Here is a 24613-nt window from a genome sequence, read left to right on the forward strand (position 1 = left end):
ACTTTAAGTTTCCACTACATTGAGACTTTGCTTCTTTGTTACTTTTGTTACTTTTTATCTTTCACTTTAATATCAGTTCCTAATCTTTGGATATAAGAAATTAGTGCTACAATTTCTCTTTGATGCATGGGAACAAATTCTTCTCCTTTTGCAGCTGCCTTTTTCTTACTATCCTCATAGCTTTTGACAAAATCAGGATCGGCAGTAAGGTTGTTTTCAATTTTTTGTGATTGAACTTTGATTGCGTTTTTAGCGTTAGCCACTTCAGCATCTGTATACGGTACACCTAAAGTTTGCATCACTTTCATTTTAGTTTCGATATTCGAAATATCCAGAGCCTCATTGTCAAATAACCATTTGTACCCTGGCATTATAGAACCCGATGAAGTACTTTGAGGATTCCACATATGGTTAAAGTGCCAGTTGTCATTGTACTTCCCACCTACTCTTAATAAATCTGGACCAGTACGTTTAGATCCCCAAAGGAAGGGATGATCGTATACAAATTCTCCTGCTTTAGATTGCGGACCGTAACGTTCAACTTCACTTCTAAAAGGGCGTACCATTTGTGAGTGACAGCCCACACAGCCTTCACGTATGTAAAGATCGCGTCCTTCTAATTCTAATGGAGTATACGGTTTCACACTAGCTATAGTTGGAATATTAGATTTTACCATAATCGTAGGTACAATCTGTATTACTCCTCCTATTAAGATGGCTACAGTAGCTAAAATGGTTAATTGTATAGGTTTTCTTTCTAACCAAGGGTGAAATTTCTCTCCTTTAGTTCTACCACTGCTTATTTTTTGTAGTTCTGGCGCTTCTGCTAATTCATCTTCTATTGTAGCATTAGCTCTAATTGTTTTAGTGATATTGTACACCAACACAAACATTCCAATGATATATAATGTTCCTCCTACGGCACGCATCCAGTACATTGGCATAATTTGCGTTACTGTTTCTAAAAAGTTACCGTAGGTTAATGTTCCATCTGGATTAAATTGCTTCCACATAGAAGCTTGTAAAAAACCGGCCACATACATGGGAAGTGTATATAATATGATACCCAATGTTCCTATCCAAAAATGAAAATTAGCTAGTTTAGCTGAAAATAATGGCCCTTTTGACATTCTTGGTACTAACCAATAAATCATTCCAAAAGCCATAAATCCATTCCAAGCTAAAGCCCCTACATGCACGTGAGCAATAATCCAATCAGTAAAGTGGGCAATAGCGTTTACATTTTTTAATGACAACATAGGACCTTCAAAAGTAGCCATACCATAACCTGTAATGGCTACAACAAAGAATTTTAAAACTGGGTCTACACGCACTTTATCCCAAGCTCCACGCAAAGTCAGTAATCCATTAATCATTCCACCCCAAGAAGGTGCAATCAGCATTATCGAAAATACTACCCCTAAATTCTGAGCCCAATTGGGTAATGCAGAATACAGAAGGTGATGCGGTCCTGCCCAAATGTATAAGAAAATTAACGACCAGAAATGCACAATCGATAATCGGTAAGAATATACGGGACGATTTGCTGCTTTTGGAACAAAATAATACATCAGCCCTAAAAAAGGTGTCGTTAAGAAAAAGGCAACGGCATTATGACCATACCACCATTGTACCAATGCATCTTGTACACCTGCATAAACAGAATAACTTTTCATTCCTGAAACAGGAATAGCCAAACTATTAAAAATGTGTAGTACAGCAACGGTCACAAAAGTGGCTAGGTAAAACCATATAGCAACATATAAATGACGTTCTCTTCTTTTAAGAATAGTTCCAATCATGTTGATACCAAATACTACCCAAATCAAAGCAATAGCAATATCTATAGGCCATTCTAGCTCAGCATATTCCTTCGATGAAGAATAGCCCATTGGTAATGAAATAGCTGCTGCCACAATAATCAATTGCCAACCCCAAAAATTAAGATTACTCAAAAAATCACTAAACATTCTTGCTTTAAGCAATCGCTGCAAGGAATAATATACTCCGGCAAACATGGCATTTCCTACAAAGGCAAAAATAACTGCATTAGTATGTAAAGGTCTTAACCGACCAAAACTCAACCAAGAAACACCGTCAGTTAGATTGGGGAATAAAAATAATGTTGCTAATAAAAGTCCGACGACCATGCCGACTACTCCAAAAACAATGGTAGCGTAAATAAACTTTTTTACAATTTTGTTGTCATAATAAAACTGCTGCATTTCCATAATTAAATTTGTTTTTCTTCTGTTGTTTGTATTTTGTTCTGTGGTGTTTTCTTTATTTCATCGTCAAATAACATTCTGACAGAGGGTGTATAATCGTCATCATACTGTCCGCTTTTTACTGCAATTACAAATGCAACAAAAAAGCCAATAGCGACTACGATACTGATGGAGATTAATAAATAGATGACACTCATACCTTAAAATTATGTTAACAAAATTATCCTACTAGGTCCTTAATAAATATGATATTTATCATACCCACTTACTTTATTGAAATTTCTTACCTATTTTTTAAAACTCTGGCATTGTAATTACTCATGATAGTTACAAAACTGACAATTGTAATTGTGCTTAAAGGCATTAAAACAGCTGCAAATAAAGGCTTTAGATTTCCAGTGATAGCAAATGCCAATCCCACAATATTATAGAGTAAGGATAATACAAAGCTCATTTTTATTGTTTGCATTGCTTTTTTAGACATTTTTAAAAAATAATTTAATTGAGAAAATTCTTTAGCTTCTAATATGGCATCGCATGCTGGCGAAAAAACGTTGACATTTTCAGAGATAGAAATTCCAACATTACTCTGAGCTAACGCTCCAGCATCATTTAATCCATCTCCTACCATCATTACGTTCTTTCCTGACTCTTGTAGGTTTTTGATAAATTCGAGCTTTTGTTCAGGCTTTTGATTAAAAACAAGTGCAACACCTTGCGGTAAAAGTTGTTCTAAGGATGTTTTTTCTCCTTCATTATCACCCGATAATACTTTGATCTGATAACTGGACGTTAAGTTTTTAAACAACTCCTCTAAACCTGCTCGATATTCATTGTTAAAAATATATTTGCCGTAATAAACATCATTGATACTGATATGGACAGCGGTTTGCAATATACTTTTACCCTCTACATTTCCGGCAAAACTGGACGACCCAATTTTCAATAGAAACCCCTGCACTTGGGCTTCAATTCCCTGTCCAGTAATTTCGCGATACGTTTCTATTTTAACTTTTTCTGAATTCGGTATAAAATCGTAAAGCATTCTGCTTAACGGATGATTAGAGCCCTGAATAGCATTCTTAATCAACTTTAAGTTCAAAGCAGTGAGCGTTGCTCCTTCATAACGAATACTGCTCTTATTATTTGTGGTTATTGTTCCTGTTTTATCAAATACAATTGTGTCAACTTTGGCTAACTGCTCAATCACTAAAGCATTTTTAAGATAGAATTTTTGTTTCCCAAAAATGCGCAGTATGTTCCCTGTTGTAAATGGTGCCGTTAATGCTAAAGCGCAAGGACAGGCCACTATCAGTACCGCAGTAAATACATTAAACGCAGTATTCACATCAATGAACACCCAATAAATAAAAGATAAAAAGCTAATTACTAATAAAGCAGGTGTAAAATAATGACTGACAGTATCCGTAATGGTTTGGTACTTTCGTTCAACGTTTTTTTGAAAAACATCATTGCTCCATAACTGAGTCAAATAGCTTTGGGAAACAGAAAGTAAAACTTCCATTTCAATTACTTTCCCCATTTGCTTACCACCGGCAAATATTTTATCCCCTGACTTTTTCGTGATGGGAATTGCTTCACCAGTGACAAAACTGTAATCTATAGCCGCCGTTTCACTGATCAGTATTCCATCTACAGGAATTAATTCTTGGTTTCTGATAAGTAGACGATCTCCTTTTACAATATCGTATACCGGTATACTTTCTTCTCCATTTTCGGGATTAAGGCGAGTAATCGCTATGGGAAAATAAGATTTAAAATCCCTCTCGAAGCTTAAAAAACTATAGGTTTTTATTTGGAACATTTTCCCCAGTAGCATAAAAAAGATAAGCCCAGTAAGACTATCAAAAAATCCAGGTCCGTAATCAAAGATGATGTCCACTAAGCTCCTAACAAACATAACAATGATTCCTAAGGCAATGGGAATATCAATATTTAGTATTTTGGTTCTTAAACATTTGTAAGCTGAAATATAGTATCCACTACCTGAATAAAGGAAAGCAGGCAATGACAAAGCAAAAATGAGCCATCTAAAAAATGGTTTATAACTATCCAACCAAAATTCATTTACATCAAAATATTCTGGAAATGACAGTAGCATTATATTCCCAAAACAGAAAAAGGCGACTCCTAATTTATACGTTAAACTGCGATCAAGGTTCTTTGTTCCCGACTCATAATTCTCCAAGCTGATATAGGGTTCATAACCAATAGAACTTAATAAATAGACAATAGCTTTCAAAGAAATTACCTCAGGGTTGTAAGTAACGCGTACTTTTTTTTCATTAAAATTTACTTGAGAAGCTTGTATTCCTTCCCCAAGGCGCTGTAAGTTTTCTAAAATCCAAATACAAGAACTACAATGAATATGAGGAATATTCAGTGATACAATAGCTGTTGATGCTTCATTAAATTCTAATAATTTTGAAATTATCGCCTCGTTATCTAAAAAATCATACTTCCCTTGTATATCCAAAGGGGATGCTCCAGGGGAATTTTCGAAATCATAATAACAACTCATATCATTAATCGAAAAAATTTCATACACGGTTTTACATCCGTTGCAACAGAATTTTTTAGCATCGAAAATGATTTCATCATTTATTATAATATCTAATCCACAATGGAAACAGTTTTGTGTGTCCATATTTTTGCTCATTTACCTAGAGCAAAATTCTTAAATATATGTTAATGAAAATATGACATATATCATATAAAAATGTACTTTTACATTACAAACAAACACATTTTTTAACATGAGTAAATGCGAACAGTGTATCGTGAGGGAATTCAGCTCGCTAAAAGCACTCAAAAAAGATGAGTTACTTAGAATTGCGGACTGCAAAACTTCCTATACAATTAAAAAAGGCGAACTTATCTTTGCAGAAGGCGATAATGTCAATGGCATTTTTTGCATTAAAGACGGAGTCTGTAAATTGAGTAAATTAAGTCCGAATGGCAAGGACCAAATTATAAAATTAGTTACTAAAGGCGAGTTGCTAGGACAGCGTTCTATGATAAGTGATGAGCCGGTAAACCTTAGTGCTGTAGCTCTAGAAGATATGGAAGTTTGTTTTATTCCAAAGACGGATGTAATGGGATTCTTTGATAAAAACAATCAGTTTTCAATGAATGTGATGAAGAACATATGCGGAGATTTAAAGGATGCAGATGATCACACCGTATCCATGGCCCAGAAAACAGTAAAAAGTCGTTTAGCAGAAACCTTACTTTATCTAGAAACTACTTTTGGTAAAAACGCAGATGGTAGCCTGCACATTCAGTTGTCTCGTGAAGAATTAGCAGGCATGATTGGGACAGCCACCGAAAGTTGCATTCGGTTACTATCTGACTTCAAGAAATTAGGATTAATTGAATTGACGGGTAAAAAAATTATTCTGAAAGACTCCTCTAAATTAAAAAAACTAGCTGAATAGTTTTACACTTTCTTGTTCATCGCCAAGTAGTACACGGGAATTCCCAGTGCTACTATTCCCAAACCTAATCCTGTATTGAAAGTGTCATACACTAATAAAGTGATGCAAATACCTACGGTTACAATAATATAAATTGCGGGAACCAGCGGATAGCCAAATGCTTTATATGGTCGCTCCGTATTAGGCTCTTTCTTTCGAAGTATAAAAACACCTATGATTGTGAGTATATAAAAAAGGAGAGATGCAAATGTGGCATAAGTAAGTAAATCTCCAAATTTACCTGAAATTCCTAACACACACGCCCAAATACATTGGACCCATAATGCTTTAGCAGGAACCTGATGCTTATTTAGCTCAGTCGCTTGTTTAAAAAACAAACCATCTTTTGCCATAGCATAAAACAACCTACCTCCTGATAGAATCAGTCCGCTATTAGCACCAAATGTAGAGACCATAATTAGTGCTGCCATTACAAAAATACTTACATTACCCATAATCATGCCGGCAGCCGCTGCTCCTACTCTATCATTGCTCGCAAACATAATTCCTTGTTCGGCTACAGTTGTACCATTTGGAGTTCCATGCATAGGCAACAATGCCAGATAAGCCACATTGGCCAAAATATAAATAATAGTCACTATCAAAGTACCTAAAAATAGGCTACGCGGAATGTTCTTTTTTGGTTCTTTTATCTCCCCTGCAATAAAAGTTACATTATTCCAAGCATCACTAGAAAACAAAGAATTGATGATCGTCGCTGCTGCAGCTCCAAGTATAGCAGTCCCTGCAAGTTTAGTTACAGTTACTGTCCCGTCAGGATTTAAAACCGTTCTACTTGCATCCCACATATTTTCAAAATTGCTAGCCAAAACATCTGTTTTTAAACCCACGTATATTCCTAAAATAATCAATGCAAATAGCGCAATTAATTTTGCTGCAGTTAAAATCAGCTGAATAATTTTCCCACTTTTCACTCCCCTAGTATTGATATACGTTAACAATACGATACTAAATATTGCTAGTAACTTACTGTTTGTAAAAGCAAAACCAGTTCCTATTGTAAAAAGAGTGTCGTCTAAAACCGGAAAGAAAATAGCGGCATAGTTAGCAAAAGTTACCGCGATCGCAGCAATTACACCTGTTTGAATTACAGTGAAAACAGTCCATCCATAAAGAAAAGATACTAGTCGCCCGTAAGCACGCTGGATGTATACAAATTGTCCACCTGCATTAGGCATCATTCCAGCCAATTCACCATAGCTTAAAGCAGCTGCTACTGTAATCAAGCCAGTAACTAACCAAATAATTAACAACCAAGCCGCTGAACCAATGTCCCTAGCCATTGCTGCTGTTACTATAAAAATACCAGAACCAATCATGGATCCAGCTACTAAGCTCGTAGCATCAATTAATCCTAAGGAGCGTTTTAGCTCGGTTTTATTTTCGGACATAACTATAAAATTGACTTATAATAATATTTAGATTGTATTTGTTGACCTTGACGGGACTAGAATATTTGAAAATCATAGATTTTCTGTTCCTATTTTTTTGGAAGCCGCTTCGCTTCTTCCCAATTTGGAATATTTGAAAATCACAGATTTTCTATTCTATTTCTTTGGAAGCCGCTTCGCTTCTTCCCAATTTAGAATATTTGAAAATCATAGATTTTCTATTCCTATTTTTTTGGAAGACGCTTCGCTTCTTCCCAAAAAACATCCATTTCAGCCAAGGACATGTCCATTAAGGGTTTTCCTAATTCCAATGCTTTACTTTCTAAATATTGGAAACGATTAATGAATTTTTTATTTGTTCGCTCCAGCGCATCTTCAGGGTTTATATTCAGAAAACGAGCATAGTTAATCATTGAAAATAAAACATCACCAAATTCTGCTTCCATTTTATCTTGATCTCCAGCTGCGACTTCTACCTGAAGTTCGTTCAGTTCTTCCTGGACTTTATCCCAAACCTGATGTGATTCTTCCCAATCAAATCCTACACCTTTGACTTTATCTTGTATTCGACTTGCTTTAACTAATGCAGGCAAGCTTTTAGGAACACCTTCCAGTACGGATTTCCTACCTTCTTTTAACTTTAGTTTTTCCCAGTTTTGTTTCACCTCTTCTTCATCTTTTACTACTGTATCTGAATAGATGTGGGGGTGACGGTGAATTAATTTATCACAAATTTCATTACACACATCAGCAATATCAAAATCATTAGTTTCACTACCTATCTTAGCATAAAAAACAAGGTGTAACATCAAATCACCCAGTTCTTTTTTTACTTCATTCAAATCATTATCCAAGATGGCGTCTCCTAATTCATAGGTTTCTTCAATGGTGAGATGCCTTAAGCTTTGCATGGTTTGCTTTTTGTCCCAAGGACATTTTTCACGCAAATCATCCATAATGTCTAATAATCGTTCAAAAGCCTGAAGCTGAGTTTGTCTCGAATTCATAGTAAATCGTTTTGTGTAAAATTAAGAAATCCTGTATTCTATAAAAGTAGATTACAGGATTTCTTTATAAAGTAGAAAAGAATAAATTACTCTTTAACTTTCTTTTCTTTTTTTGGTCTTTCTTCAACTACCTCATCAGTAGCAGAAGCTACTTCTGTCTCTTCTGGTTTAGTGTCTACCACTAATCCTTTAGCGTGAAGCATATTGTACCAGTTCAATATTTTTTTAACATCAGAAGGATACACTCTTTCTTCATCAAAATCAGATAAAACTTCTCTAAAATAGGATAATAAAGTAGCGTTATCTTCTTTATGAGAGATTGCTGGACCATTGTTTTCTTTGGCAGCAATGTTAGCCATAATTTCAGCTAATGGTTTCTCTCCTTCATAAGTATAAATTGAAATTTCAGAAAGTAAGCTTACGTTACTTTTTAAATTCACAGTGATTTTTTTTCCATCAGCTAATGATTCTGCAACAAATCCTGAGCGCGTTTGTACTTTAAGTACGTACAATCCTGGTTTACCTGAAATGGCTAATATTTTTTCTAAATTCATTTTTGTTTGATTATTAGTAAGAATTCGATTTGTATTATTTTTTTTATTAAAACCCAAAAACTGTACCAAGATAGGGTACAATTAGTAGTTTTATCTCCCTTTCTTGGCAATAAATTTCATTCGATAATCTTGAAATGTCTTCCCTTCGGTAATATTTTTTAATTTCTTTTGAATCAGTCTTTTTTTCAACGAAGATATTTTATCAGTAAATAGAATTCCTTCAATGTGATCGTATTCATGTTGGATAACTCTTGCGATTAAACCGTCAAAAACTTCCGTTTTTACAACAAAATCTTCTTCACAATATTCAATAGTTATTCTCTCATTTCTATAAACGTCCTCGCGAACATCTGGAATACTTAAACATCCTTCATTAAAACACCATTCTTCACCATCTTCAACTAACATCTTTGCATTGATGAACGTTCTTTTAAATCCGTTTAATTGTTTTTGTTCTGCATCTTCTAAATCTTCATCATCACTAAAAGGTGTCGTATCAATCACAAACAAACGCAATGCTTTACCAACTTGTGGTGCTGCAAGACCAACACCAGAGGCATTATACATTGTCTCGTACATGTTAGCAATCGTTTCTTTCAATTCAGGGTGGTCTTGTGAAACTTCCTCTCCCACTTTTCTCAGAACCGGATCTCCATATCCTATAATTGGTAAAATCATCGTTGTTGTATTAAGTATTAACTACCGCGAATAAAGAACTAAATCTCCTTATTTACGGTTGGCAAAAATAGTAAAAATTTAGACAATGAATAATCACAAGATGATAAATAGCATTTTTTTATAATTTAGACTTAAATCACAGTGTCTTATGCTATGATAAATCTCACAATTCATACCTTTGCGTGTAATCAAAACACTATGATTTCTAAAATTCAGAAATTCGCCGACTCTACACATTTTACAAATGCTTTAAAAGTAACTATAGCTGCGGTACTACCTGCCTTGCTATTTACTTATCTTGGTAATTTTCAAATTGGTTTTACCATAGCTCTTGGAGCATTTTTCACTTATCCCAGTGACATTCCTAGCAATTTAAAACATAAAATTAACGGGATATTAGTAACCGTTATTATTGTTTCCGGTGTTAATCTTATAATAAATCTTGCTAACCCCTATCCATGGCTGCTTTACCCGCTACTGGCTTTATTAATTTTTGGACTATCGATGATATCAGTGTATGGGCAGCGAGCTACTATGGTGTCGTTTTCAGCTTTATTATCGATTTCACTAGCCTTTGCGCACATACAAACCGGTTGGCAAATTCTCCAGTATTCGGGATTAATATTTGCTGGAGGGCTTTTCTACTTACTCATTTCTTTGATTTTTTATTATATCAGGCCTCATCGCTATATTGAATTGCAAATTTCTCAGTGCATGGAACTTACCTCTAAATATTTAAAACTTAGAGGGGATCTATGGAAATTAAAGTCGAATAGAAAGGCAATCACAGAGAAGCAATTACACTTACAAGTAGAACTCAATGTGATTCACGAAAACATTAGAGAAGTGCTGGTTAGAAACAGAACCAACTCTGGCTCTTCTAATCAAAACAGAAAGATGCTAATGGCTTTTATTTCTTTAGTCGAAATAATAGAATTAGCCATGTCTACATCGTTTGACCATAATACACTACACCAGAAATTTGATGAATACCCCCGTATTTTAGATACTTATCAAAACTTAGCATACAATTTAGCAAAAAGCTTAAAGCAGCTTTCTAAAATACTGGAAGACGGCAAGTTCACTGCTATAAAACACAATTTGATTGATGACCTAAACGCTTTTGAAACTGCAATTGCAGATTATCAAAAAGAGCAAGGAGAAAACTTTACCTACGAAGGGGTATTTATGCTGACAACGATGCTGCATTATGCCGAAAAGCAAGTAGAAAAAATAAAAATATTGGAACGTGCTTTTACCTCAACCAATACTACTCATGATTTTAAAGGAAAAGATAAAGATTTAGAAAAATTCATTACCCCTGAATACTACCCGATACAAACCATGATTGAAAACCTGAGTTTTTCATCGACGGTTTTTAGACACTCTCTCCGCTTGACCATTACTATACTTGTAGGGTTTATTATTGGACAAATATTACCGTTTCAAAACACCTACTGGATTGTACTGACTATTGTGGTGATTATGCGTCAAGGCTATGGTTTGACAAAACAGAGAACCTATCATCGTATTTTTGGGACCCTGATGGGTGGGATAATTGCGTTTGGAATATTATCTACTATTCATAATCCAGAAGTCATTGGTGCCTTAGCGATTATTACGATGATTTTAGGATTCTCATTTACCCCTACCAATTACAAAATAGGAGCTACATTTGTAACCATTTACGTGATATTCATTTATGGCATATTAACACCTAATATTCAGGATGTTATTCAGTTTCGTGTATTAGATACTCTTGTAGGTGCCTTACTTTCTTTTCTCGCCAACAGTTTTATATGGCCCTCATGGGAGTTTTTAAATGTGCCAGCCTATCTTGAAAAATCAATTGAAGCCAATCGCATTTATCTAAAAGAAATATCGTTGTATTATAATAAGAAAGGAGAAGTTTCTACCTCTTATCGACTGGCCCGCAAACAGGCTTTTATTGCGATAGGTAATCTCATGGCATCGTTTCAAAGAATGGTACAAGAACCTAAATCAAAACAAAATCAACTTCCTCAAGTGTATAAGTTAACGGTGCTCAATCATACGTTACTATCCTCTGCTGCATCGCTAGGAACTTACATACAATCACACAAGACAACCGAAGCTTCAGAAGCTTTTAATGTGGTCGTTGATAAAGTTATCAAGAATTTAGATCATGCAATTATTCTTTTAACAAAAAATCCACTGGATTTATTCCCTCAAGAATCTAATGAAGAATTGAGCAGGCGGTTTACCGAGCTAAAAAATATTCGCGTAAGAGAATTAAAAGAAAGAAATCCAGAAAATGACGAAGATTTTCAACTAAAGATGCAAGAAGCACATTTAGTCATTGAACAATTAATATGGTTGACCAATCTTTCAGAAAACATTGTGAAATCAACTCAGTTATTAATTGATATCAAAAAAGAAGCCTAGTAATTTCTTACTAGGCTTTCTACAATTTTTATCAATACAGTTACAACTTTAAAACAGCTGCTGTATGCGCTCTAATCTGATCTGAAAGAGCGGGGTTTTCATTCAAAGATTGTCCAAAAGAGGGAATCATTTCTTTAAACTTTTGCTGCCATTCTGCTGTCTTAGCTTCTTCTTTGAAACACCTTCCTACTAAGTCTACCATAATAGAGACAGCAGTTGATGCTCCAGGTGAAGCTCCTAACAATACAGCCATTGTACCATCAGCGGTTGTAATGACTTCAGTACCAAATTCAAGGATTCCTCCTTCTTTTTCATCTTTCTTTATTACTTGTACGCGTTGTCCTGCTCGTTCAATTACCCAGTCTTCAGACTTCGCATTTGGAACATATTCGCGCAAAGCATTAATTCTATCTTCAGTAGATTGACGAACCTGTTCGATTAAATATTTCGTTAAAGGAATGTTTTTTATCCCTGCAGAAATCATTGGTAAAATATTATCTGTAGTTATCGACAAGGGTAAATCAGAATACGATCCATTTTTCAAGAAACGGGTTGAAAAACCAGCAAACGGCCCAAACAACAATTGTTTCTCTCCATTAATCATTCTAGAATCAATGTGTGGAACCGACATAGGTGGCGCTCCAACACTAGCCTTACCATACACTTTTGCAGCATGTTTAGCAATCACTTCTGGATTAGTACATTTAAGCCATTGTCCACTAACTGGAAAACCTCCGTAACCTTCACCTTCAGGGACATCAGCCTTTTCTAATAAAGGTAACGAACCTCCACCTGCTCCTATAAATACAAATTTAGTATATACTTTCCTTTTTTGACCTGTAGCCAAATCAGTAATTTTTATTCTCCATGTTTTATCATCACGTTGTTTCATTTTTTTAACTTCATGATGGTAGTGGATAGTTACTCCGTCAAGAGTACCTAAGTAATTGAAAATGCTTCTAGTCAATTCACCAAAATTCACATCAGTCCCCATAGCCATATGAGTAGCAGCCATTTTCTGAGAGGCATCTCTACCTTCCATTACTAACGGCATCCATTCTTTTAACTGAGAAAAATCAGTGCTGAATACCATATCCTTAAAAAGTTGATTTTGCTGTAAAGTTTCAAATCTTTTCTTAAGGTAGGCTACATTTTTTTCTCCCCATACAAAACTCATATGTGGAATGCTTTTAATAAAATTCTCAGGAGATGGAACTTTCTTTTGTTCTACTAAATAAGCCCAGAATTGGCGTGATACTTCAAAAGATTCAGCTATACTAATTGCTTTTTTAGGATCAATACTACCATCTTCTTTCTCAGGAGTGTAGTTCAATTCACAAAAAGCAGAATGTCCAGTTCCAGCATTATTCCATGCGTCAGAACTTTCGGCAGCAGCGATATCTAATCTTTCAAAAATTTCAATTTTAATATCCGGTTGCAGTTCTTTTAGAATTAAGCCAAGAGTGGCGCTCATAATTCCAGCTCCTATAAGAACTACTTCAGTATTTGAACGAATTGTTGTGTCAGGCATAGCAAAAATTTTAAAGTGCAAAGATACTTTTTATAATTGCAAAAAAAACTATAAATTAATAGAGAAAAGTTAGAAATTACGAAAACGTTTTATCTTACTTTACTTCATTAAAGATGACTGTTTAAAACATTTTTCGATTCAGATAATCTTGCAGCATTATGGTAGCCGAAATCTCATCAATTAATGCCTTATTTTGACGTTGTTTTTTATTGAGTCCGCTATCAATCATCGATTGAAAAGCCATTTTAGAGGTAAAACGCTCATCTACCCGAATCACTTTCATCTCTGGAAAATGATTAGTAAAATGAGTCACAAAACCTTTGATTATCGATGCACTTTCTGAGGGTTGTCCATTCATTTGTTTTGGTTCTCCAATCAAAACTGCCTCCACTTTTTCTTTGGCAAAATAATCTTTTAAAAAAGCGATTGCTGTAGCACTAGGAATCGTCGTTAAACCCGAAGCAATAATTTGCATTTCGTCAGTAACCGCAATACCTGTTCGTTTTTGACCGTAATCGATAGAGAGAATTCTAGGCATGATTTTTTATTTATTTGGCAAAGATAAGCAAAGAATACATTTTGAATATGCATTTTATTTACTGAGGTTATTTTAGTTGTTACAATTCTTTACACAAGAACAGATGAGGCTCTAACAACCCTTTTGTTGTTTTTTGAACAATAAAAACAAATATGTTAGTATTCCAAAAACTCTTCCCTTTTCTAAAAAAACCAATTATATTTGCTTAAAAATTAGCAAACATGGATTCATTACAAACAATTATAGAACAAGCTTGGGAAAACAGAGCTTTGTTACAAGAAGAAACGACTACAAAAGCGATTAGAGAAGTAATCGAATTAGTAGATTCAGGAAAACTACGCGTTGCAGAACCAAAAGGAGACGGATGGCAAGTGAACGAATGGGTTAAGAAAGCAGTAGTAATGTATTTCCCTATTCAAAAAATGGAAACTTGGGAATCAGGAATTTTTGAATATCATGATAAAATGTTACTTAAAACAGGTTATGCAGAAAAAGGAATTAGAGTTGTACCCAATGCAGTAGCCCGTTACGGAGCGTATATTTCTAGCGGTGTTATCTTGATGCCAAGTTATGTAAACATAGGTGCTTATGTAGACGAAGGAACTATGGTTGATACTTGGGCAACAGTAGGAAGCTGTGCACAAATAGGTAAGAATGTTCACTTAAGTGGTGGTGTAGGTATTGGTGGGGTTTTAGAACCATTACAAGCAGCGCCAGTTATTATTGAAGACGGAGCATTTATAGGATCTCGTTGTATCGTTGTTGAAGGTGTACATGTGGGTAAAGAAGCCGTTCTAGGTGCAAATGTATGTTTGACTGCTTCAACAAAAATAATCGATGTTACTGGAGATACTCCTGTTGAAACAAAAGGATATGTTCCTGCTCGCTCAGTAATAATCCCTGGAAGTTATACTAAGAAATTTGCTGCTGGTGAGTTTCAAGTGCCATGTGCTCTAATCATCGGACAAAGAAAAGCTTCAACAGATTTAAAAACATCATTGAATAACGCTTTGCGCGAATATGATGTAGCGGTTTAAAAATTATTTTACAGTAAATTATTATATTGTATATTCCTCCCTCAACAAGGGAGGTTTTTTTATCTTATGAAAATACTAGTTATACAACAAAAAATGATTGGAGATGTATTAATAAGCAGCATTATATGCAATAACTTACGATATGCTTATCCTGATGCGCAAATTGACTATTTAGTTTACGAAACAACTACTCCGGTTCTAAAAGGGAATAATAGTATTGACCGCATTATCACTTTTGAAGAGAAACATCGTACAAACAAAAAAGAGCTATTAAAATTAGCCCTGGAAATTCGGGCTGAAAAATACGATGTATTGATTGATGCTTACTCTAAATTAGAAAGCTGGTTAATTGTCCTTTTAAGTGGTGCCAAAAGAAAAATTTCCTATAAAAAACCCGGTCGCACATTTTTATATACAGACAATGTTCCTTTTGAGGCTTTTCCAAAAACGAATCTAGGCTTAGCCATAGAAAGAAGACTTTCTTTATTAGAGCCACTCCAATTGGACATTATTATTGACCCTTTACCAAAACTATTTGTTACAGCTGAAGAAAATAACATAGCCCAAACACTTTTTGAAAAACATCAGCTCCAAAAAGATGTAAAAACAGTGATGATTAGCCTTATAGGAAGCGAAAAATTAAAAACCTATCCGTTAGAATATATGGCAGTAGTGATTGATACTATTGCAGAGGATAGAGAGATTAACATCCTTTTTAATTATTTCCCGAAGCAGATTGAAGACGCCAAAAAAATCTTCAATTACTGTAAGCCTGAAACTCAGAAGAAAATTTATTTTGATTTATTAGCGGATGATCTTAGAGGTTTTATTGCCATTATGAATCAATGTGATGTTATTATAGGTAATGACGGTGGAGCTATTAATATGGCCAAGGCCTTACAAAAACCTTCGTTTATTATTTTTTCACCTTGGATTGAGAAAAAAATATGGGCCACTTTTGAAGATGGCATCCATCATTTGTCAGTTCATCTTAATGATTACAAACCACAATTATTTATTGGTAAGAAAGAAAAAGAACTTAAACAGCACGCCTTAAGTTTATACCAAGAATTCAAGCCAGAATTATTTACATCTAAAATCGATACTTTTTTAGTAAAGAATCTTTCTAATGAAAAATAGTAATCTGACAATAAATAGCAAAAACCCTCCTTTAAGCGTTCTAATTATTACCTATAATGAAGAGCACAATATTAGCAAATTGCTGCAAACTATAAATTTTGCTGATGAAATTCTTGTAGTGGATTCCTATAGTACGGATAACACAATCAAAATTGCGGCATCATTTCCTAAGGTTAGAGTAATCCAACATCCATTTGAGAATTATGCGGCTCAACGGAATTTTGCCATTGGTCAAGCCAAAAACAATTGGATACTTTTCTTAGATGCTGATGAAAGACTACTTTCTCCATTAAAAAAGGAAATCTTACACACAATTCAAAATCCGCAAGCCAAAGATGCTTACTATTGCTACCGCTCCTTTATGTTTAAAAACCAAAGACTGTATTTTAGCGGGTGGCAAACAGACAAGGCTACTCGATTATTTAAAAAAGAAAAAGCGCTGTACAGTTTAGAAAAAACAGTGCACGAAAAGCTTATTATTAATGGTACTACGGGAAAATTAAAAAACAAGCTTATTCATTATACTTATATTGATTACAGCAGTTATAAGTCTAAAATGATTCATTACGGTAAGCTTAAAGCGGTAGAAGAATTAAAAAAAGGAACAAAACCACATTTCTTTCATTTTTACATTCGCCCAGTATATCAATTTTTAAATCAATACCTGCTTCGATTGGGATTTCTAGATGGTAAAAACGGACTAACTATATGCTATTTGAATGCTCTTAGTGTGGCGGTACGTTTTCAAGAATTAAAAAAATTAAAAGCTGATTAATTAGGCTTTCCAAAATTTCAGCTTCTTCTTTAACCTCTTTTTACGGAAAAACTCTTCCTGAAACTGCTGCGTAAATCCCCACATTTTTTCAAAAATAACCGCTTCATTTTCAGCATAATGTTTCGCGTATTCATTACTCATTATAGCAATCATTTCTTTTTTTGGCGTAAGCCTGCTAAAATTTTTCATTCGGGATTCAAAATCCATTTTAGCATGAAAATTCATACGGTTTAGATCAACTAAGTAAAAGCTATAGATTCCATTTGCTTCTTTTTTAATCAATGTATTACCTGGAGAATGGTCGAGAAACTCGATACCTTTTTCGTGCAGTTTAAAGGTAAATAGGGTAAATTGTCGTAAAATATTTTCATGATCTGGATAATTAGGAATTTCTACTAATTCCCTAAAGGTCAAATCACATGCTAAGTGCTCACTGACATAGTAACTATCTCGTAATCCTAAAGCATCAAAGTTCTCAAAATAAGCGAGAGGCTTAGGAGTGCCTATTTCATTTTGTAATAATAATGTAGCATATTCGAAGGATCGCTTTGCTTTAGACTTCCTAAAATATTTATAAGCAATTTTGTTTATTAGATTCGGAATTTTAAAAGACTTGATATTTACCTTTTGCCCGTCTAAATCAAATAATTTAATCACATTTCGATCACCATTTCCAAAAACGGTTCCTAAATCAGAATTGAATTCTTTTATGAAGTTTAGAATTTCTCTTGAGTTTTGAACTGTTTGAGAAAACATGAATTTTATTGTCATTTTTATTTTTTTAAAGCTTGCTCTTTGAATAATCACATAGCTTGTAGGATCAATTAGATTTAGTAGTCTTGTATCTTATTAAAACGCAAAGGAAGACCTACTATATAATGTAAGGTACAACCTTTGTTTATAACATAAATCTAAAATACTACCAACCAACAAAAATACACATACCATTTTAGACTTCAAATTATTATTGTAATTTCGGCAAAAAAATAATAATGACCATATTACATGTATCAGCTGTAAAAAATTGGGGCGGTGGGGAGAATCACATTGAGAATCTTTGCTTTGAACTAAAAGAAACCAATCCAGAAGTTAAAAATATCGTTTTATGTGTCGAAAACGGCCTTTTTCACAGTCGTTTACAAAAAACGGATATTGCATTTGAAACAGCTCCTTTAGCATACAATTTAGACTTCCGTTTTTCTAGAAAAATAATTTCTATATGCAAAACACATAAGGTTGACCTTATTCATATTCATGATCCTTCGGCAATTGCCCTTAGTATTATTGCGGATAAATTCTACAATTTACCTCCTTTTGTTTTTAGCAAAAAGACTTCTTTCCCGATAAAACCAAAAAAATTCACACGCTATAAATACAACTACTCTAAGATTAAAAAATATTTATGTGTTTCAAAAGAAACGGAGCGAGTTACCGCTGAATCTATAATAGATAAAGATAAATTAATTACTATTTATCATGGAACTAATTTAAAAAATAAAAGTTCAGACACACCCTTTTTACTAAGAGAAAAATATGGTATCGATTCTTCCAAGAAAATTGTAGGAATTATAGGGAATCACATACGAGCCAAAAATTTCGAAACCTTAGTTGAGACTGTTAACATCATCATTAACAAGGAAAAGAGAAAAGACATACTCTTTGTGCAAATAGGAAATTATACGGATAGAACAGCTGATTTACTTGACGCAGTTAAGAATTACGGTTTAGAGAAAGACATTCTATTCTTGGGCTACACAGCAAACGCTTCTAATTTTATACCACAATTTGACTGTCTTTTGGTCACGTCTCAAAGTGAAGGAATTCCGCAGGTAATTTTTGAAAGTTTTTACCATAAAAAACCGGTGATAAGCACTAGTGTAGGTGGTATTCCAGAAATTATTGAAGATGGTATCAATGGCTTGCTTGCGCCAAAGCACAACCCTGAAATTTTAGGTGAAAAATTAATCCATTTGTTTGATAATACAGCGTTGATTTCTCAGTTCACTACGCTCTCTCATGAAAAACAACTTAGCCAATATACAACAACGATTATGGCTCAAAAAACTTTAGAACAATACAAAAAAATTATCGATGGAAAATCTTAACGAAGAAGTTCTCAAAGCTTACGAAATTATAAAAGAAGGTGGAATTATCTTATATCCTACTGATACGGTGTGGGGAATTGGCTGTGACGCCACAAATCCTGAGGCTGTAGCCAAAATTTACAAATTAAAACAAAGAGCCGAAACGCAAAGTATGATTGTGTTAATGAATGGTGAGAAAATGATGTACAATGTTTTTAAAGAAATCCCAGAAGTTGCATGGCAAATTATGGATTTATCTGAAAATCCAACGACATTAGTATTAGATAACCCTCGAAATGTAGCTCCAAATATCATTGCACCAGATAAAACTTTAGGAATCCGTTTGGTAAAAGAGCCTTTTTGCTTCAAATTATTAGAACGTATGAAAAAACCGCTTGTTTCCACATCAGCTAATATATCGGGAAAACCAACTCCAAAAAGTTTCAAAGAAATTAGCCCTGAGATTATAAAAGGTGTGGACTATGTTGTAAATTTGCAGCACGATAAAATAGCCGGTAAACCTTCTACAATTATTAAATTAACTAGTGATTCTCAGGTAAAAGTGATTAGGAAATAGTAATTACAAAGAAATAATTACAGGATAACCACAGATTCGCAGATTAAAATTTTTAATTTATGGAGGATTATTTATTGGCAGATGAGACTTATAAAATAATTGGAATTCTATTTGAAGCTCATAAAATTTTAGGAAAAGGTTTTTCATAAATAGTCTATAAAGATGCTTTAGAATTTGAATTTAGCGAAAATAAAATTCCTTATGAACGTGAAAAAGAATATTCCGTAAACTATAAAAACACTGTTTTAAAGCATCAATTTTATGCGGATTTTGTGGTTTACAAGTCAATAATTTTAGAAATTAAAACTGTAGAGTGTTTTAACAATAATCATTATAATCAATGCTTAAATTATTTAAAAGTTTCAAATAATGAACTTGCATTACTAGTGAATTTTAATTCTAACTCTCTAGAATACAAACGAATTATTCGCACAAAAAAATAAAAAAATCTGCGAATCTGCGGTAGAAAAAACATGAATTACAAAGAAGCATTAAAAAATAAAATATTCGAAGTTATCTCTAAAGCCTCACAAGAACTTAGCGTAGACAGCTATGTTATAGGAGGTTTTGTTCGAGATTTAATTCTGAAAAGAGATTTTAAAAAAGACATCGATATTGTTGCTGTAGGCAGCGGAATCGAATTAGCTTTAAAAGTATCTCAATTATTACCTAATAAACCAAAAGTTCAAGTATTCAAAAACTATGGAACAGCTATGCTGCGTTTTGAAGATACTGAAGTTGAGTTTGTTGGAGCAAGAAAAGAATCGTACCATTTTGAAAGTAGAAATCCAGTTGTTGAAAACGGAACTTTAAAAGACGACCAAGATCGACGTGATTTTACGATAAATGCATTAGCAATTTCCTTAAATTCAAATTCATTCGGAGAATTGCTTGATCCTTTTAATGGACTCCAAGACATGGAAAACAAGCTGCTAAAAACACCACTTGATCCAGACATTACCTATTCAGATGACCCTTTACGCATGATGCGAGCCATTCGATTTGCTAATCAATTGAACTTTGAAATTGAGGAAAAATCATTACAATCCATTACTAAAAATGCCGAAAGAATAAAAATAATTTCTGGCGAAAGAATTGTAGATGAGTTAAACAAAATCCTTATGACAGACAAACCATCTGTTGGATTTTTACTGTTGTACAAAACGGGACTTTTAGAGCTATTATTACCCGAATTAACAGCTTTAAATCAAGTAGAAGAAATAGAAGGACAAACACATAAAAACAATTTTTACCATACACTAGAAGTAGTAGACAATATCTGTCCGAACACAGATGATGTATGGTTGCGTTGGGCTGCTTTACTGCATGATATAGGAAAGGCACCTACCAAACGTTTTAACAAAAAACAAGGTTGGACCTTTCATGGCCACGAATTTCTAGGTGGCAAAATGGCCAAGAAAATATTTGAACGTTTACACATGCCTCTGAATCAAAAATTAAAGTTTGTTCAAAAAATGGTCATGATGAGTTCGCGCCCTATTGTTCTTTCGCAGGACACAGTAACCGATTCAGCGGTGAGAAGACTGGTTTTTGATGCTGGAGAAGATGTAGAGGATTTAATGACGCTTTGTGAAGCAGACATTACCACTAAAAACCCTTCAAAATTCAAGAAATACCATAACAATTTTGAAATTGTTCGCAAGAAGATTGTTGAAGTTGAGGAGCGTGACCATGTACGTAATTTTCAACCTCCTATCACAGGAGAAGAAATTATGGAAATCTTTAATTTAAAACCTTCCAGAGAAATAGGAACCCTCAAAGAAGCCATTAAAGAAGCGATCCTTGAAGGAGAAATACCTAATGAATACGAAGCAGCTTACCAATTCATGTTAAAAAGAGCAGCTAAATTAGGTCTTAAAATTAACGCTTGTTAAATCAGTAATTGATTAACAATCCAATAACTTTGCATGCGCTTTACTTTAAAAGCAGAAAACCGTAGTTCAGAAAATTGATTTTAAAAATGAGAAAAGAAAATAGATCTGTAGTAATTTGGTTATTATCCGGCTGTGTATTATTATTTTTAATGGTTACTGTGGGTGGAATCACAAGATTAACCAACTCTGGTTTATCCATGACCGACTGGCATTTAGTTACAGACACTTTCCCTCCACTGACAGAGGCAAAATGGCAAGAAGCTTTTGATCAGTATAAAAAATTTCCTGAATATCAAAAAATCAATATCCACAACGATTTCCAGCTGTCAGATTATAAATTTATCTATTTCTGGGAGTGGTTTCACCGCTTTATAGGCCGCATCATCGGACTCGTGTTCTTCATACCTTTTGTTTATTTCCTGTTAAAAAAGAAACTTGACAGGACTACCATAAACAAATGCATTGTATTATTAGCGATGGGTGCTTTTCAAGGCTTTCTTGGTTGGTTCATGGTAAGAAGCGGATTAATCGACAATCCAGATGTAAGCCATTTTAGACTAGCTTTACATCTTACATTTGCCTTTATCACCTTTGCATATACCTTTTGGGTGGCTTTAGATCTAATATATCCTAATAGGAACAATGGCATTCCAAGCTTAAAGAAAATAGCTCGCTTTGCACTAGTGTTTTTATTAGTACAAATCATTTATGGTGGATTTGTTGCAGGTTTAAATGCAGGGCTAATTCACAATCACTGGCCTATGATGAGCGATGGTCAATTCATTCATGACAGCGTATTTTTAGAGCAAAAAAACCTTTTATTAAGCTTTACTGAAGGTAAAAGTGGGGTTCAGTTTATACACCGTACCTTGGCCTATGCGGTTGTAGGTTTTATGGTTTTACTCTATGTTAAGAGTCGAAAATTCACACTCAATCCAGGACAATCAAATGGTATAAAACTATTGGTAATTCTCGTATTCGTACAGTTTGCATTAGGAGTTTTCACACTACTATATGGCGTTCCTTTGTGGTTGGGTTTAACGCATCAAATCAATGCTTTTTTCCTATTATCAGCAATGACTTACACATTACACAGACTATCAAAATAACAACTTATCACTATATTTACCCCTGACTATATTGTCACATTTCTCTTTGTCTCTATAAAAAATGTCAAAACTTGCTGCGCAAGACAGCTTTCTTGATCTATCAGATTACGGAAGACCCTTTGGAAAAATGCTCGCAAATCAGTTAAAAAATACGCGATTTACAGCTATCCATGTTACCTTACTTTTTGGCATTTCAGGACTCATTGCCATCTACTTTATTTTGCAAAATCAATATTACTTAGCCGGGTTTTTCATAATTTTGAAATCAGGAATTGACGCTGCAGATGGAGAATTAGCTCGTCTAAAAAACACTCCTTCCTACACAGGAAGGTATTTAGATAGTGTGTTTGACATCATTTTAAATTTCCTTTTTTTAAGCGCAATTTGCTACGTTTCAAACACCTCTTTTTGGCTCACTTTATGCGCTTTTTTTTGCATACAATTACAAGGAACTTTATACAATTATTACTACGTAATTTTAAGAAATAAATCAATAGGAGGAGACGTAACAAGTAAAGTTTTTGAGTACAAATCACCAAGAGCTTTACCAGGAGAAAATCAAAAATCAGTTGATATTTTACACCAAATTTATAAAGTTGTTTATGGTGGATTTGATAAAATAATTCACACCTTAGACAGTGATGCCTACAAAGTAAAAACCTTTCCCAACTGGTTTATGACCTTGGTCTCTTTATATGGTTTAGGCTTTCAATTACTGCTAATTTCATTGATGCTTGCTTTGGATTTTATCGATTATATCATTCCCTTTTTCATCGGATATTCTACACTATTATTTGTATTTATTTATCTTAGAAAAAGACTTTTTAAGGCTAAAAACTAATTATAGATAAAATCTATATTGATATTTGAATACATTAATATTCAGTAATTTAAAACTAAGCATGTAAACAAAAAATTTAACTAATAATTTTTAATCGGGTTCAGATTAGCTTTAGCAATTTTACAATAAATTATTGGAATAGCATAACACTTTAGAGACTTAATTTGAGCAGCTTTGTGATAGAAATATTATTAATTATAAAACTATATCGTTATGCCAAATTCAGAAGAGATTAAAGGAAACTGGAATGAAATGAAAGGTAAATTGAAACAAAAATATGCCGACCTTACCGATGATGACTTATTATTCGAAGAAGGGAAAGAAGATGAAATGTGGGGAAAACTGCAACAAAAATTAGGAAAAACAGAGAAAGAAATTAAATCATTATTTGATTAATTTTTAAATTAAAAACGAACGAAAACTGTGTCAAAAAAAGCTGTTTATTTTTATGTAAATTAAAATAAATTTCGGCTTTTTTTGAGGCAGTTTTTTTATGCTTTTTTACTACCCAATCCATACTTTAAAATCGGCAACTTTTTCTCTACTTACAATCACCTCATCTTCTCCGTAAGAAGGCAAAATAACTTTTAATCGAGAGTTACTGTACAGCACTATTTCCTTAATTGCTTTCATCGGAATTATGAACTTTCTATTAATTCTGTAAAATTCTTTTGGATCTAATTCTTGTTCCAAAACTTCTAATGTGGAGTCGATCAAATAATTTCTATTGTCGAAAGTGTGAATATAGGTTCCTTTATTTTCGCTAAAAATACATTCGATTTCGTCTATTGAAATCACTTTCAAATGTTGTCCTATTTTGACCGTAAACCTTTTTTTAAATTCTTTCTCAAATGGATTTCCTAACATTTTTTTTATCTCTTCAAAATCCAGTTGCAATTTTTCGGTCTTAGGTAAGCGTTGTTTGAATTTAGATATGGCAATTTCTAAATCATCTTCATCTATAGGTTTTAAAAGGTAATCCACACTGTTTAATTTAAAGGCCCGTAATGCAAATTCATCATAAGCTGTTGTGAAGATGATAGCGCTCTTAATTTCGACCTTTTCAAAAATTTCAAACGACAAGCCATCGGACAATTGTATGTCTAAAAAAATCAAATCTGGATGCTCATTAGTAGAAAACCATTCGATAGCTTCTTCAACAGAATGCAGCAGCACTCCCACCTCTATATTTAGTTTATCCAACTTCCTTTGTAACAATCTCGCAGCGGGCTTTTCATCTTCAATTATGATGGTTGTCATTCTTTTATATTTTAGTTAGTTAGCCT

23 protein-coding genes are annotated in these 24613 nt (G+C 33.8%); 12 read left to right on the forward strand and 11 right to left on the reverse strand.

All coding sequences use genetic code 11. The features are described from left to right. Window positions 1–47: 47 nt before the first annotated feature. From ccoN to ACEN2K_RS07725, 3 genes are all read right to left on the reverse strand, one after another. Window positions 48–2231, reverse strand: a complete 2184-nt coding sequence (gene ccoN / locus ACEN2K_RS07715) for a cytochrome-c oxidase, cbb3-type subunit I (protein WP_441758753.1) — start codon at window positions 2229–2231, stop codon at window positions 48–50. A 2-nt stretch (window positions 2232–2233) separates the two neighbouring features. After that, on the reverse strand, window positions 2234–2425 hold the full coding sequence (gene ccoS, locus ACEN2K_RS07720; RefSeq protein ID WP_441758754.1) for a cbb3-type cytochrome oxidase assembly protein CcoS: 192 nt from the start codon (window positions 2423–2425) through the stop codon (window positions 2234–2236). Between the two features lie 86 nt (window positions 2426–2511). Then, a complete protein-coding gene (locus tag ACEN2K_RS07725; RefSeq protein ID WP_441758755.1) occupies window positions 2512–4896 on the reverse strand; it encodes a heavy metal translocating P-type ATPase metal-binding domain-containing protein in 2385 nt (794 codons plus the stop codon). A gap of 109 nt (window positions 4897–5005) precedes the next feature. Here ACEN2K_RS07725 and ACEN2K_RS07730 point away from each other — a divergent pair, with 109 nt between their 5' ends. Continuing rightward, window positions 5006–5686, forward strand: a complete 681-nt coding sequence (locus ACEN2K_RS07730; RefSeq protein WP_441758756.1) for a Crp/Fnr family transcriptional regulator — start codon at window positions 5006–5008, stop codon at window positions 5684–5686. A gap of 2 nt (window positions 5687–5688) precedes the next feature. Here the strand turns inward: ACEN2K_RS07730 and ACEN2K_RS07735 are convergent, their stop codons facing one another. From ACEN2K_RS07735 to def, 4 genes are all read right to left on the reverse strand, one after another. Then, window positions 5689–7137 carry an APC family permease gene (locus ACEN2K_RS07735; RefSeq protein ID WP_441758757.1) on the reverse strand — a complete coding sequence of 483 codons (1449 nt, stop codon included), beginning with the start codon at window positions 7135–7137 and terminating at the stop codon, window positions 5689–5691. Between the two features lie 224 nt (window positions 7138–7361). Then, complete coding sequence (gene mazG / locus ACEN2K_RS07740; RefSeq protein WP_441758758.1) at window positions 7362–8144, reverse strand: nucleoside triphosphate pyrophosphohydrolase; 783 nt, start codon at window positions 8142–8144, stop codon at window positions 7362–7364. An 86-nt stretch (window positions 8145–8230) separates the two neighbouring features. Then, window positions 8231–8698 carry a DUF5606 family protein gene (locus ACEN2K_RS07745; protein ID WP_441758759.1) on the reverse strand — a complete coding sequence of 156 codons (468 nt, stop codon included), beginning with the start codon at window positions 8696–8698 and terminating at the stop codon, window positions 8231–8233. Window positions 8699–8788: 90 nt separating this feature from the next. After that, window positions 8789–9376: a peptide deformylase gene (gene def / locus ACEN2K_RS07750; protein ID WP_441758760.1), complete on the reverse strand. Its 588-nt coding sequence runs from the start codon at window positions 9374–9376 to the stop codon at window positions 8789–8791. A gap of 198 nt (window positions 9377–9574) precedes the next feature. Between def and ACEN2K_RS07755 the strand changes: the two genes are divergently transcribed. Continuing rightward, window positions 9575–11800 carry an FUSC family membrane protein gene (locus ACEN2K_RS07755; RefSeq protein WP_441758761.1) on the forward strand — a complete coding sequence of 742 codons (2226 nt, stop codon included), beginning with the start codon at window positions 9575–9577 and terminating at the stop codon, window positions 11798–11800. A 40-nt stretch (window positions 11801–11840) separates the two neighbouring features. Here the strand turns inward: ACEN2K_RS07755 and ACEN2K_RS07760 are convergent, their stop codons facing one another. Together ACEN2K_RS07760 and ruvX are read right to left on the reverse strand one after the other, a co-directional pair. Next, the gene (locus ACEN2K_RS07760) at window positions 11841–13331 is read right to left on the reverse strand and encodes a malate:quinone oxidoreductase (RefSeq protein WP_441758762.1); all 1491 of its coding nucleotides are present in this window, start codon (window positions 13329–13331) and stop codon (window positions 11841–11843) included. A 121-nt stretch (window positions 13332–13452) separates the two neighbouring features. Next, window positions 13453–13869, reverse strand: coding sequence for a Holliday junction resolvase RuvX (gene ruvX / locus ACEN2K_RS07765; protein ID WP_441758763.1), 417 nt, complete (start codon window positions 13867–13869; stop codon window positions 13453–13455). A gap of 221 nt (window positions 13870–14090) precedes the next feature. Here ruvX and ACEN2K_RS07770 point away from each other — a divergent pair, with 221 nt between their 5' ends. From ACEN2K_RS07770 to ACEN2K_RS07780, 3 genes are all read left to right on the forward strand, one after another. Beyond that, the gene (locus tag ACEN2K_RS07770; RefSeq protein ID WP_441758764.1) at window positions 14091–14906 is read left to right on the forward strand and encodes a 2,3,4,5-tetrahydropyridine-2,6-dicarboxylate N-succinyltransferase; all 816 of its coding nucleotides are present in this window, start codon (window positions 14091–14093) and stop codon (window positions 14904–14906) included. A gap of 66 nt (window positions 14907–14972) precedes the next feature. Further along, window positions 14973–16046, forward strand: a complete 1074-nt coding sequence (locus ACEN2K_RS07775; protein WP_441758765.1) for a glycosyltransferase family 9 protein — start codon at window positions 14973–14975, stop codon at window positions 16044–16046. After that, on the forward strand, window positions 16036–16821 hold the full coding sequence (locus tag ACEN2K_RS07780) for a glycosyltransferase family 2 protein (RefSeq protein ID WP_441758766.1): 786 nt from the start codon (window positions 16036–16038) through the stop codon (window positions 16819–16821). The genes ACEN2K_RS07775 and ACEN2K_RS07780 overlap by 11 nt, the downstream gene beginning before the upstream one ends. Here the strand turns inward: ACEN2K_RS07780 and ACEN2K_RS07785 are convergent, their stop codons facing one another. Then, window positions 16822–17592 carry a Kdo domain containing protein gene (locus tag ACEN2K_RS07785; protein ID WP_441758767.1) on the reverse strand — a complete coding sequence of 257 codons (771 nt, stop codon included), beginning with the start codon at window positions 17590–17592 and terminating at the stop codon, window positions 16822–16824. Between the two features lie 221 nt (window positions 17593–17813). Between ACEN2K_RS07785 and ACEN2K_RS07790 the strand changes: the two genes are divergently transcribed. From ACEN2K_RS07790 to ACEN2K_RS07820, 7 genes are all read left to right on the forward strand, one after another. Continuing rightward, window positions 17814–18926, forward strand: a complete 1113-nt coding sequence (locus tag ACEN2K_RS07790; RefSeq protein ID WP_441758768.1) for a glycosyltransferase family 4 protein — start codon at window positions 17814–17816, stop codon at window positions 18924–18926. Further along, a complete protein-coding gene (locus ACEN2K_RS07795; protein ID WP_441758769.1) occupies window positions 18913–19482 on the forward strand; it encodes an L-threonylcarbamoyladenylate synthase in 570 nt (189 codons plus the stop codon). The genes ACEN2K_RS07790 and ACEN2K_RS07795 overlap by 14 nt, the downstream gene beginning before the upstream one ends. A gap of 149 nt (window positions 19483–19631) precedes the next feature. After that, the gene (locus ACEN2K_RS07800; RefSeq protein WP_441758804.1) at window positions 19632–19925 is read left to right on the forward strand and encodes a GxxExxY protein; all 294 of its coding nucleotides are present in this window, start codon (window positions 19632–19634) and stop codon (window positions 19923–19925) included. Between the two features lie 30 nt (window positions 19926–19955). Further along, complete coding sequence (locus ACEN2K_RS07805; protein WP_441758770.1) at window positions 19956–21377, forward strand: CCA tRNA nucleotidyltransferase; 1422 nt, start codon at window positions 19956–19958, stop codon at window positions 21375–21377. Between the two features lie 86 nt (window positions 21378–21463). Beyond that, complete coding sequence (locus tag ACEN2K_RS07810; protein WP_441758771.1) at window positions 21464–22486, forward strand: COX15/CtaA family protein; 1023 nt, start codon at window positions 21464–21466, stop codon at window positions 22484–22486. A 61-nt stretch (window positions 22487–22547) separates the two neighbouring features. Continuing rightward, a complete protein-coding gene (locus tag ACEN2K_RS07815) occupies window positions 22548–23327 on the forward strand; it encodes a CDP-alcohol phosphatidyltransferase family protein (RefSeq protein ID WP_441758772.1) in 780 nt (259 codons plus the stop codon). 213 nt (window positions 23328–23540) lie between these two features. Continuing rightward, window positions 23541–23723 (forward strand): CsbD family protein, encoded by a 183-nt coding sequence (locus tag ACEN2K_RS07820; RefSeq protein WP_441758773.1) that lies wholly within the window; start codon window positions 23541–23543, stop codon window positions 23721–23723. A gap of 108 nt (window positions 23724–23831) precedes the next feature. Here the strand turns inward: ACEN2K_RS07820 and ACEN2K_RS07825 are convergent, their stop codons facing one another. Then, entirely contained in the window at window positions 23832–24587 is a 756-nt protein-coding gene (locus ACEN2K_RS07825) for a LytR/AlgR family response regulator transcription factor (protein ID WP_441758774.1), read from the reverse strand. Between the last annotated feature and the right edge of the window lie 26 nt (window positions 24588–24613).

The organism is Flavobacterium sp. W21_SRS_FM3, from assembly GCF_052113625.1.
Classification (GTDB): Bacteria; Bacteroidota; Bacteroidia; order Flavobacteriales; family Flavobacteriaceae; genus Flavobacterium.